General features: G+C 50.9%; 21 protein-coding genes. 5 read left to right on the top strand and 16 right to left on the bottom strand.

The genetic code is table 11. The features are described from left to right. Positions 1-105: 105 nt before the first annotated feature. From def to mscL, 5 genes are all read left to right on the top strand, one after another. Positions 106-615, top strand: coding sequence for a peptide deformylase (def, locus tag V1603_RS00750; RefSeq protein ID WP_006812188.1), 510 nt, complete (start codon positions 106-108; stop codon positions 613-615). Positions 616-640: 25 nt separating this feature from the next. After that, positions 641-1,588 (top strand): methionyl-tRNA formyltransferase, encoded by a 948-nt coding sequence (gene fmt, locus V1603_RS00755; RefSeq protein ID WP_233003691.1) that lies wholly within the window; start codon positions 641-643, stop codon positions 1,586-1,588. A 52-nt stretch (positions 1,589-1,640) separates the two neighbouring features. Beyond that, positions 1,641-2,927: a 16S rRNA (cytosine(967)-C(5))-methyltransferase RsmB gene (gene rsmB / locus V1603_RS00760; RefSeq protein WP_233003692.1), complete on the top strand. Its 1,287-nt coding sequence runs from the start codon at positions 1,641-1,643 to the stop codon at positions 2,925-2,927. Between the two features lie 22 nt (positions 2,928-2,949). Next, complete coding sequence (gene trkA, locus V1603_RS00765; protein ID WP_014885463.1) at positions 2,950-4,326, top strand: Trk system potassium transporter TrkA; 1,377 nt, start codon at positions 2,950-2,952, stop codon at positions 4,324-4,326. Positions 4,327-4,471: 145 nt separating this feature from the next. Continuing rightward, on the top strand, positions 4,472-4,882 hold the full coding sequence (gene mscL / locus V1603_RS00770) for a large-conductance mechanosensitive channel protein MscL (protein WP_014833515.1): 411 nt from the start codon (positions 4,472-4,474) through the stop codon (positions 4,880-4,882). Here mscL and V1603_RS00775 read toward each other — a convergent pair whose 3' ends face one another. The 16 genes from V1603_RS00775 to rpsH all read right to left on the bottom strand — a co-directional run bounded on the left by V1603_RS00775 (position 4,883) and on the right by rpsH (position 12,988). Next, positions 4,883-5,098 (bottom strand): alternative ribosome-rescue factor A, encoded by a 216-nt coding sequence (locus V1603_RS00775; protein ID WP_151413590.1) that lies wholly within the window; start codon positions 5,096-5,098, stop codon positions 4,883-4,885. Between the two features lie 57 nt (positions 5,099-5,155). Next, positions 5,156-5,581 carry a Zn(2+)-responsive transcriptional regulator gene (zntR, locus tag V1603_RS00780; protein ID WP_014885465.1) on the bottom strand — a complete coding sequence of 142 codons (426 nt, stop codon included), beginning with the start codon at positions 5,579-5,581 and terminating at the stop codon, positions 5,156-5,158. Between the two features lie 2 nt (positions 5,582-5,583). Next, the gene (locus V1603_RS00785; RefSeq protein WP_233003707.1) at positions 5,584-5,952 is read right to left on the bottom strand and encodes a DUF1992 domain-containing protein; all 369 of its coding nucleotides are present in this window, start codon (positions 5,950-5,952) and stop codon (positions 5,584-5,586) included. Positions 5,953-6,059: 107 nt separating this feature from the next. After that, positions 6,060-6,443, bottom strand: a complete 384-nt coding sequence (gene rplQ / locus V1603_RS00790; protein ID WP_001216368.1) for a 50S ribosomal protein L17 — start codon at positions 6,441-6,443, stop codon at positions 6,060-6,062. Positions 6,444-6,483: 40 nt separating this feature from the next. Further along, positions 6,484-7,473: a DNA-directed RNA polymerase subunit alpha gene (locus V1603_RS00795; RefSeq protein WP_002919219.1), complete on the bottom strand. Its 990-nt coding sequence runs from the start codon at positions 7,471-7,473 to the stop codon at positions 6,484-6,486. Positions 7,474-7,498: 25 nt separating this feature from the next. Next, on the bottom strand, positions 7,499-8,119 hold the full coding sequence (rpsD, locus tag V1603_RS00800; protein WP_004868345.1) for a 30S ribosomal protein S4: 621 nt from the start codon (positions 8,117-8,119) through the stop codon (positions 7,499-7,501). A 32-nt stretch (positions 8,120-8,151) separates the two neighbouring features. After that, complete coding sequence (gene rpsK / locus V1603_RS00805; RefSeq protein WP_003863312.1) at positions 8,152-8,541, bottom strand: 30S ribosomal protein S11; 390 nt, start codon at positions 8,539-8,541, stop codon at positions 8,152-8,154. A 16-nt stretch (positions 8,542-8,557) separates the two neighbouring features. Further along, positions 8,558-8,914 carry a 30S ribosomal protein S13 gene (gene rpsM, locus V1603_RS00810; RefSeq protein WP_013099021.1) on the bottom strand — a complete coding sequence of 119 codons (357 nt, stop codon included), beginning with the start codon at positions 8,912-8,914 and terminating at the stop codon, positions 8,558-8,560. A 146-nt stretch (positions 8,915-9,060) separates the two neighbouring features. Next, the gene (gene rpmJ / locus V1603_RS00815; protein ID WP_000868187.1) at positions 9,061-9,177 is read right to left on the bottom strand and encodes a 50S ribosomal protein L36; all 117 of its coding nucleotides are present in this window, start codon (positions 9,175-9,177) and stop codon (positions 9,061-9,063) included. Positions 9,178-9,208: 31 nt separating this feature from the next. Further along, positions 9,209-10,540, bottom strand: a complete 1,332-nt coding sequence (secY, locus tag V1603_RS00820) for a preprotein translocase subunit SecY (RefSeq protein ID WP_003863305.1) — start codon at positions 10,538-10,540, stop codon at positions 9,209-9,211. A gap of 7 nt (positions 10,541-10,547) precedes the next feature. Further along, entirely contained in the window at positions 10,548-10,982 is a 435-nt protein-coding gene (gene rplO, locus V1603_RS00825) for a 50S ribosomal protein L15 (protein ID WP_014885468.1), read from the bottom strand. Between the two features lie 3 nt (positions 10,983-10,985). Then, entirely contained in the window at positions 10,986-11,165 is a 180-nt protein-coding gene (rpmD, locus tag V1603_RS00830) for a 50S ribosomal protein L30 (RefSeq protein ID WP_003863301.1), read from the bottom strand. A gap of 6 nt (positions 11,166-11,171) precedes the next feature. Then, the gene (gene rpsE / locus V1603_RS00835) at positions 11,172-11,672 is read right to left on the bottom strand and encodes a 30S ribosomal protein S5 (RefSeq protein ID WP_003863299.1); all 501 of its coding nucleotides are present in this window, start codon (positions 11,670-11,672) and stop codon (positions 11,172-11,174) included. 14 nt (positions 11,673-11,686) lie between these two features. Continuing rightward, positions 11,687-12,040: a 50S ribosomal protein L18 gene (gene rplR / locus V1603_RS00840; RefSeq protein WP_003863297.1), complete on the bottom strand. Its 354-nt coding sequence runs from the start codon at positions 12,038-12,040 to the stop codon at positions 11,687-11,689. A 9-nt stretch (positions 12,041-12,049) separates the two neighbouring features. Next, entirely contained in the window at positions 12,050-12,583 is a 534-nt protein-coding gene (rplF, locus tag V1603_RS00845; protein WP_003863296.1) for a 50S ribosomal protein L6, read from the bottom strand. 12 nt (positions 12,584-12,595) lie between these two features. Then, positions 12,596-12,988, bottom strand: coding sequence for a 30S ribosomal protein S8 (gene rpsH, locus V1603_RS00850; protein ID WP_006178918.1), 393 nt, complete (start codon positions 12,986-12,988; stop codon positions 12,596-12,598). Between the last annotated feature and the right edge of the window lie 18 nt (positions 12,989-13,006).

Genomic DNA, 13,006 nt, shown 5'->3' on the forward strand with positions numbered 1-13,006 from the left:
CTGCGCAATCATTGCGATTGGTCACTGATGCTGTCAATCGACCCGGGATTTGTCTAGAATAGAAGTAATATTCTTATCAACTCCTGAACACGACTCTGGAAATTTATGGCAGTTTTGCAAGTGTTACATATTCCGGACGAGCGCCTTCGCATCGTCGCTGAACCGGTCAAAGAAGTGAATGCAGAAATCCAGCGTATCGTTGATGATATGTTCGATACCATGTACGCCGAAGAAGGCATTGGCCTGGCGGCGACGCAGGTGGACATTCACAAACGTATTATCGTGATCGACGTTTCCGAAAATCGCGATGAGCGTCTGGTGCTGATCAACCCTGAATTGCTTGAAAAGAGCGGTGAAACGGGCATTGAGGAAGGCTGCCTGTCCATTCCTGAACAACGCGCTTTGGTGCCACGTGCCGAAAAAGTGAAAATCCGCGCTTTGGATCGTGACGGTAACCCGTTCGAACTGGAAGCAGATGACCTGCTGGCAATTTGCATTCAGCATGAGATGGATCACCTGGTCGGTAAGCTGTTTATCGATTACCTCTCGCCGTTGAAGCAACAGCGTATTCGTCAAAAAGTAGAGAAACTGGATCGTTTGCGCTCTCGCGCATAACGTCCCCCCGGATACAAGGATCATCGTGTCTAAAACACTACGTATTATCTTCGCGGGAACCCCTGATTTTGCAGCGCGTCATCTTGACGCGCTGTTATCTTCTGGTCACCAGGTTGTTGGCGTCTTTACCCAGCCGGACCGTCCGGCTGGCCGCGGTAAAAAACTGATGCCCAGCCCGGTAAAGGTGCTGGCAGAAGAGCATGGGCTTCCCGTTTTCCAGCCCGCATCCTTACGCCCTCAGGAAAATCAGCAGTTGGTCGCTGACCTGAATGCCGACGTAATGGTGGTGGTGGCTTACGGTTTAATTCTGCCGAAAGCGGTGCTTGATATGCCTCGTCTGGGTTGTATCAACGTGCATGGCTCACTGCTCCCACGCTGGCGTGGTGCGGCACCTATCCAGCGCTCCCTGTGGGCGGGGGATGCAGAAACCGGCGTCACAATCATGAAGATGGACGTAGGTTTAGACACCGGCGACATGCTGCATAAACTGGCGTGCCCTATTACTGCAGACGATACCAGCGCTACGCTGTATGACAAACTAGCAGGCCTCGGTCCGCAAGGGCTTATCGAGACGCTGCAGCAGCTTGCTGACAATACGGCAAAACCTGAGGTTCAGGATGAGGCGCTGGTGACGTATGCTGAAAAACTGAGTAAAGAAGAAGCCCGGATCGACTGGTCCTTGTCTGCCGCTCAACTTGAACGCTGCATCCGCGCCTTTAATCCTTGGCCGATGAGCTGGATGGAGATTGATGAGCAGCCAGTGAAAGTCTGGAAAGCGTCAGTCATTAACGGCAATACGGCTGCTGAACCCGGCACGATTATCGACGCCAGCAAGAACGGTATCCAGGTTGCGACTGCAGAAGGGATTCTGAATCTTGAATCGCTGCAACCGGCCGGGAAGAAAGCCATGAGCGCTCAGGATCTTTTAAATTCCCGTCGCGAATGGTTTATCCCGGGCAATCGCCTTGCCTGAACAAACATATGCTTAAGGCCCGGTGTTTCCGGGCATTTTTATTTTTACGGTTATGAAAAAACAAAATCTACGCAGTATGGCGGCTCAGGCCGTTGAGCAGGTTATCGAGCAGGGCCAGTCATTGAGTAATGTCCTGCCCCCCCTGCAACAAAAAGTATCAGATAAAGACAAAGCCCTGCTCCAGGAGCTTTGCTTTGGCGTTCTGCGCACCCTTTCTCAGCTTGAGTGGCTCATTAATAAGCTGATGTCACGCCCAATGACGGGCAAGCAGCGCACCGTTCATTATTTGATCATGGTGGGTTTTTATCAGCTTCTTCATACTCGCATTCCACCTCACGCCGCGCTTGCTGAAACAGTGGAAGGCGCCGTTGCGATAAAACGTCCTCAGTTGAAAGGATTAATCAACGGCGTACTGCGTCAGTTCCAGCGTCAGCAGGATGAGCTTCTGGCTGAATTTGCGCAAAGCGAAACACGTTTTCTCCACCCGGACTGGCTGCTGAATCGCATTAAAAAAGCGTATCCGAAGCAGTGGCAAAACATTGCCGAAGCGAATAATCAACGCCCGCCGATGTGGTTACGCGTCAATCGCAATCACCACACCCGTGACGCATGGCTGGCATTACTGGAAGACGCTGGAATGAGTGGATTCACGCATGAAGCCTATCCGGATGCCGTGCGTTTAGCCTCCGCTGCACCGGTACATGCTTTACCTGGTTTTGATGAAGGCTGGGTGACCGTGCAGGATGCCTCTGCTCAGGGTTGTATGACCTGGCTTGAACCCAAAAATGGTGAGCAGATCCTCGATCTGTGCGCGGCGCCTGGCGGAAAAACGACACACATTCTGGAAGTGGCTCCACAGGCCAGCGTGATGGCAGTGGACGTTGATGAGCAGCGTCTTTCACGCGTCTACGACAACCTCAAGCGCCTGGGCATGAAGGCACAGGTTAAACAAGGCGATGGACGCAAACCTGCGGAATGGTGTGGTGAAACCCAGTTCGACCGCATTTTGCTGGATGCACCCTGCTCTGCAACAGGCGTAATTCGTCGTCATCCGGACATCAAGTGGCTACGCCGCGATCGTGATATTAAGGAACTTGCCCAACTGCAATCGGACATACTTGACGCGATTTGGCCACATCTTAAACCCGGCGGTACGCTGGTTTATGCCACCTGCTCCATACTGCCAGAAGAAAACAGCCAGCAAATCGCAGCCTTCCTTAAGCGTACCCCGGACGCTACGCTGCGCGATACGGGAACGCCTGAATGCCCAGGACAGCAAAACCTGCCGGGCGCGGAAGAGGGTGATGGCTTCTTTTACGCTAAGCTAATCAAAGAGTGATGTTGAGAACAGGTCACGAGATATGAAGATTATCATTCTGGGCGCAGGACAAGTGGGCGGAACGCTGGCGGAAAACCTGGTTGGCGAAAACAACGACATCACAATCGTTGATACCAACGGCGATCGTCTGCGCGTTTTACAGGACAAATTTGACCTTCGCGTTGTGCAGGGTCATGGCTCACACCCGCGCGTGCTCCGCGAGGCGGGCGCCGACGATGCAGACATGCTCGTTGCGGTGACCAGTTCTGACGAAACCAATATGGTGGCCTGTCAGGTGGCCTACTCGCTTTTCAACACGCCAAACCGAATCGCGCGCATCCGTTCACCGGACTATGTTCGCGATGCAGAAAAACTGTTTAATTCAGAAGCGGTTCCCATTGATCATCTTATCGCACCTGAACAGCTGGTTATCGACAATATCTATCGTCTGATCGAATATCCAGGCGCACTGCAGGTGGTGAACTTTGCCGAAGGTAAAGTCAGTCTTGCCGTCGTAAAGGCCTATTACGGCGGTCCGTTGATCGGCAACGCGTTGTCCACCATGCGCGAGCACATGCCTCATATTGATACGCGCGTCGCCGCCATTTTCCGCCACGACAGGCCTATCCGCCCGCAGGGCTCCACCATTGTCGAAGCAGGTGATGAGGTCTTCTTTATTGCGGCCTCTCAGCATATTCGTGCAGTAATGAGCGAATTGCAGCGTCTCGAAAAGCCTTATAAACGCATTATGCTGGTCGGTGGTGGCAATATCGGTGCGGGTCTCGCGCGAAGGCTGGAAAAAGACTACAGCGTGAAATTGATCGAGCGCGATCAGCAACGTGCTTCTGAGCTGGCGGAAAAACTGCAAAATACGATCGTATTTTATGGCGACGCGTCAGATCAGGAATTACTGGCAGAAGAGCATATTGATCAAGTTGATCTCTTTATTGCCGTCACCAACGATGACGAGGCGAATATTATGTCCGCCATGCTCGCCAAACGTATGGGGGCAAAGAAGGTCATGGTACTTATCCAACGTAAGGCGTATGTCGACCTGGTTCAGGGCAGCGTGATTGATATTGCTATTTCACCGCAGCAGGCGACCATTTCCGCTCTGCTGAGCCATGTACGTAAAGCGGACATTGTCGGCGTTTCATCGCTCCGCCGCGGTGTGGCAGAAGCGATCGAAGCGGTGGCCCATGGAGATGAAACCACCTCTCGCGTTGTGGGCCGCGCCATCGACGAAATTAAGCTGCCGCCGGGCACAATTATCGGTGCCGTCGTGCGTGGAAATGATGTCATGATCGCCAATGATAATTTACGTATTGAGCAAGGCGATCACGTAATTATGTTCCTTACCGATAAAAAATTTATTACCGACGTCGAGCGTTTATTCCAGCCAAGTCCATTCTTCCTTTAATATGTCGGGTGCTCTCAATAGAGCACCTGCACTTTACCCCCTTTATTGTTGTGCCTTTTATTTTCATAACGTTTAATTATCCCGAATGGCAATTGGCTAATCATTTGTTAAACTTATAGTCGTCAGCTGGCACAAGGAGAACATAATGAGTTTTATTAAAGAATTTCGCGAATTTGCGATGCGCGGGAACGTGGTGGATTTGGCAGTGGGTGTCATTATTGGTGCGGCATTCGGCAAGATTGTTTCATCATTAGTTGCAGACATCATCATGCCACCTTTAGGGCTGCTAATCGGGGGCATTGATTTCAAACAGTTCGCATTCACGCTGCGTGAAGCACAGGGTGATATCCCGGCAGTAGTAATGCACTACGGCGTGTTTATCCAGAACGTATTTGATTTCGTGATTGTGGCGTTTGCTATTTTTATGGCTATCAAGCTGATCAACAGGCTCAACCGTAAAAAAGAAGAGCCCGCGGCCGCACCAGCACCAACGAAAGAAGAAGTATTGCTGACGGAAATCCGCGATCTGTTAAAAGAGCAGAACAACCGCGTTTAATCAGTAACCAAAAGCAGGAAGGCCAGTGGTAAATAAGCGATTCGCTTGCTTGCCACTGGCCTCCCAGTTACCCCGTTTTGCATGTTTGTCTTTGCGCAGATAACTTCCCTTCCCTTTTTTATTCTTTTCAACGCGCTGTCGAAAAAGCGGGTCGTGAAGTAAAGCCTCAATGGCATTGTCTTTAATTTGTCCCTTAGTGTGCTGATAGCGGCTCATAATTTCTCCTGAGCATGGTTTATGACGACGGAAGTCTAGACCCGGGTAGATTAAAAATCAACATCCCCGAGTTTCTCCACTGGCCCCTTGTTCAAGGGCTTCCAGAATTGAGCAATAAATACTGCTGTGGGCCGTTCCGCAACAGGCATCATTAAGCCTTTGCAGAGAACGCTGCATGGTTTGTAGTTCCTGAATACGGGCTTCAACTTCATCAAGCCGGGCCTGCACGATGCTTTTGGATTCCTGGCAGGTGTGATGCTCAGGATCGATGCGGATCGATAGTAACTCGCGGATCGAATCCAGCGTGAAGCCAAGCTGTCGAGCATAGCGTATGAATCTCAGACGCTGCAGATCGTTATCGGTATAAAGCCGAAAGCCACCTTCTGTGCGTACCTCATGATCGATCATTTGCTGCTTTTCGTAATATCGAATAGTGTCCGGCGTTACGTTAGCGAGCTTTGCAAGTTCACCGATACGGTACATCGCTACTCCTCATTTATCTTCTTCAGCAATCTTTCACCGTATTCCCCATGCAGGAACTCCGTGTTCATTCCTGCATGGCGCAGCTTGAGCTCGATCAGCGCAAGCCTGCGGCTAAGTTCTGTATGTCGAGGATCGTCCTGACGGATCCCTTTTAGCAGATCGACAAGTTCAACAGCCTCTCTGCGCTGCTCAAGCTCAGGAGGAAGGCAGCCGGCATTTTTTAATAAACGATATCCAGCCCGGAGTTCAGGCGCAATATGCAAATCATCTTCCAGTTCCAGAGGTTCGCCGCTTCCGGCAAGATTGTCGAAATCGCCTTTATTTTGGGCATCGCGGATATGGCGTTCTGCCCACTGGTCAAGCAACCACATCATCAGCTCCAGGGGATGAACAAAATTGATACAGGCATTGTAGAGAAATGGGGATACTGCGGATATAAAAAAACCCGCCGAGGCGGGTTTTTTTACGTTACTGCAGATTACTCTGCAGCAGCTTCTGCTTTCTCTGAACGATCAACCAGCTCGATGTAAGCCATCGGCGCGTTGTCGCCTGCACGGAAACCACACTTCAGAATGCGAGTGTAACCACCGGCACGGCTCGCGAAACGCGGGCCCAGTTCGTTAAACAGTTTTGCCACGATCTCGTTATCACGAGTACGGGCGAATGCCAGACGACGATTAGCAACGCTGTCAGTCTTGGCAAGAGTAATCAGCGGCTCAACTACGCGACGCAGCTCTTTCGCTTTAGGCAGGGTCGTCTTGATGATTTCATGACGAACCAGTGAACCTGCCATGTTGCGGAACATAGCCTGGCGATGGCTGCTGTTGCGGTTCAGTTGACGACCACTCTTACGATGGCGCATGACCTTATCCTTCTCAGTAAAACCTTAACCTGTGATCCGGTTACTCGTCAGCAATGCTTGCCGGTGGCCAGTTTTCCAGGCGCATGCCCAGAGACAGACCACGTGAAGCCAGCACGTCTTTAATCTCGGTAAGAGATTTTTTACCCAGGTTCGGCGTTTTCAGCAACTCAACCTCGGTACGCTGTACCAGATCACCGATATAGTGGATAGCTTCTGCCTTGAGGCAGTTAGCAGAGCGGACAGTCAATTCGAGATCGTCAACAGGGCGCAGCAGGATCGGATCGAATTCTGGTTTCTCTTCTTTCACTTCTGGCTGACGTACATCACGTAAGTCAACGAAAGCTTCCAGTTGTTCTGCCAGGATGGTTGCCGCACGACGAATCGCCTCTTCAGGATCGATTGTGCCGTTGGTTTCCATTTCGATGACCAGCTTGTCCAGGTCGGTACGCTGTTCTACACGCGCTGCTTCAACATTGTAGGCGATACGCTCTACAGGGCTGTAGCATGCGTCGACCAGCAGACGGCCGATTGGGCGCTCATCTTCTTCCGAATGAATTCGGGCAGAAGCCGGCACATAACCACGACCGCGCTGAACTTTGATACGCATGCTAATAGCTGCGTTCTCATCGGTCAGGTGGCAGATCACGTGCTGCGGCTTGACGATTTCAACATCACCGTCGTGGGTGATGTCGGCTGCAGTCACAGGGCCAATGCCAGATTTATTCAGAGTAAGAATAACTTCATCTTTACCCTGAACTCTCACCGCCAGCCCTTTCAGGTTGAGCAGGATTTCAAGGATATCTTCCTGAACGCCTTCTTTGGTGCTGTACTCATGAAGTACACCATCAATCTCAACCTCGGTCACCGCGCAACCCGGCATCGATGAGAGCAGAATACGGCGCAGTGCGTTACCCAGAGTATGGCCAAAGCCACGCTCTAAAGGCTCAAGGGTCACCTTGGCGTGCGTCGAACTCACTTGCTCGATATCTACCAGGCGCGGTTTTAGAAACTCTGTCACAGAACCCTGCATTGTGTCCTCTCTTTGGTACTAAGCTTTACTTGGAGTAAAGCTCGACGATCAGGTGTTCGTTAATGTCCGCAGACAGATCAGAACGCTCAGGCTGACGCTTGAACGTACCTTCCATCTTGCCAGCATCAACTTCCAGCCAGGTTGGCTTTTCACGCTGCTCAGCCAGCTCCAGAGCGGCCTTCACGCGAGATTGCTTTTTCGCTTTCTCACGAATGCTAACAACGTCATTCGCTTTAACCTGATAAGAAGCGATGTTAACAACACGACCGTTTACCATGATTGCTTTGTGGCTAACCAGCTGACGTGATTCAGCACGAGTAGCGCCGAAGCCCATACGGTATACAACGTTGTCCAGACGACCTTCCAGCAGAGCCAGCAGGTTTTCACCCGTGTTGCCTTTCAGACGTGCTGCTTCTTTATAGTAGTTACGGAACTGACGCTCCAGCACACCGTACATACGGCGAACTTTTTGCTTTTCACGCAACTGCACACCATAGTCAGACAGACGCGGTTTACGCGCACCGTGCTGGCCAGGAGCTTGTTCAATTTTACACTTGGTATCGATCGCGCGAACGCCAGACTTAAGGAATAAGTCGGTGCCCTCACGACGGCTCAGCTTGAGCTTAGGACCCAAATATCTTGCCATTTTCTATCTCCAACTAACCTAAAAAACGAGCGTTATACGCGACGTTTTTTCGGCGGACGACAACCGTTATGAGGGATCGGAGTCACATCAGTAATATTAGTGATGCGGAAACCAGCGGCGTTCAGAGCGCGAACAGTAGATTCACGACCCGGACCCGGACCTTTAACCATAACTTCCAGATTCTTGATGCCGTATTCTTTTACGGCTTCAGCGCAACGCTCTGCTGCAACCTGAGCTGCGAACGGAGTGGATTTGCGAGAACCACGGAAACCGGAACCACCGGCTGTTGCCCAACCCAATGCGTTACCCTGACGATCAGTAATAGTAACGATGGTGTTGTTGAAAGAAGCATGGATATGAGCCACGCCGTCAGAGACTTGTTTTCTTACACGTTTACGTGCACGAACTGGTGCCTTTGCCATTATTCAATCACCCCGATTATTTCTTGATCGGTTTGCGCGGACCCTTACGGGTACGTGCGTTGGTCTTAGTACGCTGACCGCGCACTGGCAGACCACGACGATGACGCAAACCGCGATAGCAACCAAGATCCATCAGGCGCTTGATGCTCATGCTGATTTCACGGCGCAGATCACCTTCAACGACAAATTTGGCAACTTCGTCACGCAGCGTGTCGATTTGTCCTTCAGACAGCTCACTGATCTTAACATCTTCAGCGATACCCGCTGCAGCCAGGATGGCTTTAGAACGGGTCTTGCCGATGCCGTAGATCGAAGTTAATGCGATCACAGCATGTTTCTGATCAGGAATGTTAATGCCTGCTATACGGGCCACTATGCACTCCTACTATTTAATATGTACGCACCATGCTGAAAAGCCCGTTTTCAGGATACTCAAATGGAAACGTACAGACATACAAAAGATTGGCTGGCTAATCTAGCCAGCTCAACCCAACTTTGCAAGAAAAATATGCGAAATAATCAGCCTTGGCGCTGTTTATGCTTCGGCTCGGCACTGCAAATCACACGGATGACACCATCACGCTTAACGATTTTGCAGTTACGGCATAATTTCTTGACGGAAGCACGAACTTTCATTTTTACTCTCCGTAACTTCTCAGGCGACCAATTAGCGGCCGTAGCCTTTCAGGTTCGCCTTCTTCAATGCAGACTCATACTGACTGGACATCATCAGAGTTTGCACTTGAGCCATAAAGTCCATAATCACGACAACAACGATAAGCAGTGAGGTCCCACCGAAGTAGAACGGTACTTTCATTGCATCACGCATGAACTCCGGGATCAGGCAGATAAAAGTAATATAAAGCGCACCAACCAAAGTCAGGCGGGTCATTACTTTATCGATATACTTCGCCGTTTGCTCTCCCGGACGAATTCCTGGTACAAATGCACCGGACTTCTTCAGGTTATCTGCTGTTTCACGCGGGTTGAAGACCAACGCCGTGTAGAAGAAACAGAAGAAGATGATCGCAGACGCATAGAGTAACACATAAAGTGGTTGCCCAGGCTGCAAATACAGCGAAATTGTTGTCAGCCAGTTCCAACCAGTACCGCCCCCGAACCATGACGCGATGGTTGCCGGGAACAGAATAATACTGGAAGCGAAGATAGCCGGGATAACCCCCGCCATATTCACTTTCAGCGGTAAATGTGTGCTCTGTGCAGCATAGACACGACGACCTTGCTGACGTTTAGCGTAGTTCACCACAATGCGGCGTTGACCACGTTCAACGAAGACAACAAAGAACGTCACTGCAAATACTAATACTGCAACCAACAGCAACAGGAGGAAGTGCAGGTCGCCTTGACGCGCTTGCTCGATAGTATGGGCGATGGCCGGCGGGAGTCCCGCAACGATACCGGCGAAGATAATGATTGAGATACCGTTACCGATACCACGCTCAGTAATCTGTTCACCGAGCCACATCAGGAACATAGTCCCTGTGACCAGACTAACAACAGCGGTGAAATAGAATGCAAAGCCTGGGTTTAATACCAGGCCCTGCATACCAGGCATATTCGGCAGACCGGTAGCAATACCGATCGACTGGAATATTGCCAGCACCAGAGTACCGTAACGGGTGTACTGACTAATCTTACGACGTCCAGACTCCCCTTCTTTCTTCAGCTCTGCCAGGGCCGGATGAACGACCGTCAGCAGCTGGATAATAATAGATGCCGAAATGTACGGCATAATACCCAGTGCAAAGATAGAAGCACGGCTGAGAGCACCACCAGAGAACATGTTGAACATTTCAATGATGGTGCCTCGCTGTTGCTCAAGCAGTTTGGCAAGTACAGCGGCATCGATACCAGGGATCGGAATAAAAGAGCCAATACGGAACACAATCAGCGCGCCGATAACAAACAGCAGTCTGCGTTTCAGCTCGCCAAATCCACCTTTGGCACTTTGAAAATCTAATCCCGGTTGCTTAGCCATCTGCTACTTATTCCTCAATTTTACCGCCAGCAGCTTCGATAGCAGCACGAGCACCTTTAGTAACACGCAGGCCACGAACAGTTACCGGAGTAGAAACTTCACCAGACAGGATCACTTTCGCGAACTCGATCTGAATACCGATAATGTTAGCTGCTTTCAGCGTGTTCAGGTCTACAACGCCGCCTTCAACTTTCGCCAGGTCAGACAGACGGATTTCCGCTGTGATCGCTGCTTTGCGAGAGGTGAAGCCGAACTTCGGCAGACGACGGTACAGTGGCATCTGGCCACCCTCGAAACCGCGACGTACGCCACCGCCAGAACGAGAGTTCTGACCTTTGTGACCACGACCACCGGTTTTGCCGAGGCCAGAACCGATACCACGACCCAGGCGTTTACCCGCCTTTTTAGAGCCTTCGGCCGGAGACAGAGTATTTAAACGCATCTCTTACTCCTCAACTTTAACCATGAAGTAAACCGCGTTGACCATACCACGAACAGCAGGAGTATCCTCGCGCTCAACGGTATGACCAATACGACGCAGACCCAGGCCAAGCAGCGTTGCCTTGTGTTTCGGCAGACGACCGATTGCACTGCGGGTTTGAGTGATTTTAATAGTCTTTGCCATGGTCAATTACCCCAGAATTTCTTCAACGGATTTACCACGCTTGGCAGCGACCATTTCTGGAGAATTCATATTTTCCAGGCCATCAATAGTTGCACGAACCACGTTGATCGGGTTGGTGGAACCATATGCTTTAGCCAGTACGTTATGAACCCCAGCAACTTCCAGAACGGCGCGCATTGCACCACCGGCGATGATACCGGTACCTTCTGAAGCTGGCTGCATGAATACACGAGAACCCGTGTGAACACCTTTAACTGGGTGCTGCAGGGTGCCGTTGTTCAGCGCGACGTTAATCATATTGCGACGGGCTTTTTCCATCGCTTTCTGGATCGCTGCTGGAACTTCACGCGCTTTACCGTAACCAAAACCAACGCGACCGTTACCATCACCCACTACAGTCAGAGCTGTGAAGGAGAAAATACGACCACCTTTAACGGTTTTAGATACGCGGTTTACCGCGATCAGCTTTTCCTGCAGTTCGCCAGCCTGTTTTTCGATGTGAGCCATCTTACACCTCTACCTTAGAACTGAAGGCCAGCTTCACGGGCAGCATCTGCCAGTGCCTGGACACGACCATGATATTGGAACCCGGAACGGTCAAAGGAAACATTGCTGATGCCTTTTTCCAGAGCGCGTTCTGCAACAGCTTTACCTACAGCTGCAGCGGCGTCTTTGTTACCGGTGTACTTCAATTGTTCTGAGATAGCTTTTTCTACAGTAGAAGCAGCTACCAGAACTTCAGAACCGTTCGGTGCAATTACCTGTGCGTAAATATGACGCGGGGTACGATGTACCACCAGGCGAGTTGCACCCAGCTCTTTGAGCTTGCGGCGTGCGCGGGTCGCACGACGGATACGAGCAGATTTCTTATCCATAGTGTTACCTTACTTCTTCTTAGCCTCTTTGGTACGCACGACTTCGTCGGCGTAACGAACACCCTTGCCTTTGTAAGGCTCAGGACGACGGTAGGCGCGCAGATCTGCTGCAACCTGGCCGATCAGCTGTTTATCAGCGCCTTTCAGCACGATTTCAGTTTGAGTCGGACATTCTGCAGTGATACCGGCCGGCAGCGGATGCTCAACAGGGTGTGAGAAGCCCAGAGACAGGCCTACTGCATTCCCTTTGATAGCTGCACGATAACCTACACCAACCAGCTGAAGCTTTTTAGTGAAGCCTTCGGTAACACCAACAACCATTGAGTTCAGCAGGGCACGCGCGGTACCAGCCTGAGCCCATCCATCCACGAAACCATCACGTGGACCGAAGGTCAGAGCGTTATCTGCATGTTTAACTTCAACAGCTTTGTTGAGGGTACGAGTCAGCTCGCCGTTTTTACCTTTGATCGTAATAACCTGACCGTCGATTTTTACATCAACGCCGGCAGGAATAACGACCGGTGCTTTAGCAACACGAGACATTCTTTCCTCCGATTAGGCTACGTAGCAGATAATTTCGCCACCAAGACCAGCCTGGCGCGCTGCACGATCAGTCATAACACCTTTAGAGGTAGAAACAACTGCGATACCAAGGCCAGCCATAACTTTTGGCAGCTCATCTTTTTTCTTATAGATGCGCAGGCCTGGGCGGCTGACACGCTGAATGCTTTCTACAACAGCTTTACCCTGGAAATACTTGAGAGTAAGTTCCAGTTCCGGCTTGGTGTCGCCTTCAACTTTAAAATCTTCGATAAAACCTTCTTCCTTCAGCACGTTGGCAATTGCCACTTTCAGCTTGGCGGAAGGCATGGTGACCGCAACTTTGTTCGCGGCCTGACCGTTACGGATACGGGTCAGCATATCCGCGATCGGATCTTGCATGCTCATCTGTCTTTACTCCCGTGA

This window comes from Enterobacter sp. ECC-219, from assembly GCF_043966805.1.
Taxonomy (GTDB): domain Bacteria; phylum Pseudomonadota; class Gammaproteobacteria; order Enterobacterales; family Enterobacteriaceae; genus Enterobacter; species Enterobacter cloacae_N.

Coding starts and splice junctions, on each gene's coding strand:
- rplF (WP_003863296.1), bottom strand. CDS start 12,583: ATGTCTCGTGTTGCTAAAGCACCGGTCGTTATTCCTGCCGGCGTTGAT.
- rplQ (WP_001216368.1), bottom strand. CDS start 6,443: ATGCGCCATCGTAAGAGTGGTCGTCAACTGAACCGCAACAGCAGCCAT.
- secY (WP_003863305.1), bottom strand. CDS start 10,540: ATGGCTAAGCAACCGGGATTAGATTTTCAAAGTGCCAAAGGTGGATTT.
- def (WP_006812188.1), top strand. CDS start 106: ATGGCAGTTTTGCAAGTGTTACATATTCCGGACGAGCGCCTTCGCATC.
- rpmD (WP_003863301.1), bottom strand. CDS start 11,165: ATGGCAAAGACTATTAAAATCACTCAAACCCGCAGTGCAATCGGTCGT.
- rplR (WP_003863297.1), bottom strand. CDS start 12,040: ATGGATAAGAAATCTGCTCGTATCCGTCGTGCGACCCGCGCACGCCGC.
- rsmB (WP_233003692.1), top strand. CDS start 1,641: ATGAAAAAACAAAATCTACGCAGTATGGCGGCTCAGGCCGTTGAGCAG.
- rpsD (WP_004868345.1), bottom strand. CDS start 8,119: ATGGCAAGATATTTGGGTCCTAAGCTCAAGCTGAGCCGTCGTGAGGGC.
- V1603_RS00795 (WP_002919219.1), bottom strand. CDS start 7,473: ATGCAGGGTTCTGTGACAGAGTTTCTAAAACCGCGCCTGGTAGATATC.
- rpsH (WP_006178918.1), bottom strand. CDS start 12,988: ATGAGCATGCAAGATCCGATCGCGGATATGCTGACCCGTATCCGTAAC.
- rplO (WP_014885468.1), bottom strand. CDS start 10,982: ATGCGTTTAAATACTCTGTCTCCGGCCGAAGGCTCTAAAAAGGCGGGT.
- zntR (WP_014885465.1), bottom strand. CDS start 5,581: ATGTACCGTATCGGTGAACTTGCAAAGCTCGCTAACGTAACGCCGGAC.
- trkA (WP_014885463.1), top strand. CDS start 2,950: ATGAAGATTATCATTCTGGGCGCAGGACAAGTGGGCGGAACGCTGGCG.
- V1603_RS00775 (WP_151413590.1), bottom strand. CDS start 5,098: ATGAGCCGCTATCAGCACACTAAGGGACAAATTAAAGACAATGCCATT.
- V1603_RS00785 (WP_233003707.1), bottom strand. CDS start 5,952: ATGTGGTTGCTTGACCAGTGGGCAGAACGCCATATCCGCGATGCCCAA.
- rpsE (WP_003863299.1), bottom strand. CDS start 11,672: ATGGCTCACATCGAAAAACAGGCTGGCGAACTGCAGGAAAAGCTGATC.
- rpsK (WP_003863312.1), bottom strand. CDS start 8,541: ATGGCAAAGGCACCAGTTCGTGCACGTAAACGTGTAAGAAAACAAGTC.
- rpmJ (WP_000868187.1), bottom strand. CDS start 9,177: ATGAAAGTTCGTGCTTCCGTCAAGAAATTATGCCGTAACTGCAAAATC.
- mscL (WP_014833515.1), top strand. CDS start 4,472: ATGAGTTTTATTAAAGAATTTCGCGAATTTGCGATGCGCGGGAACGTG.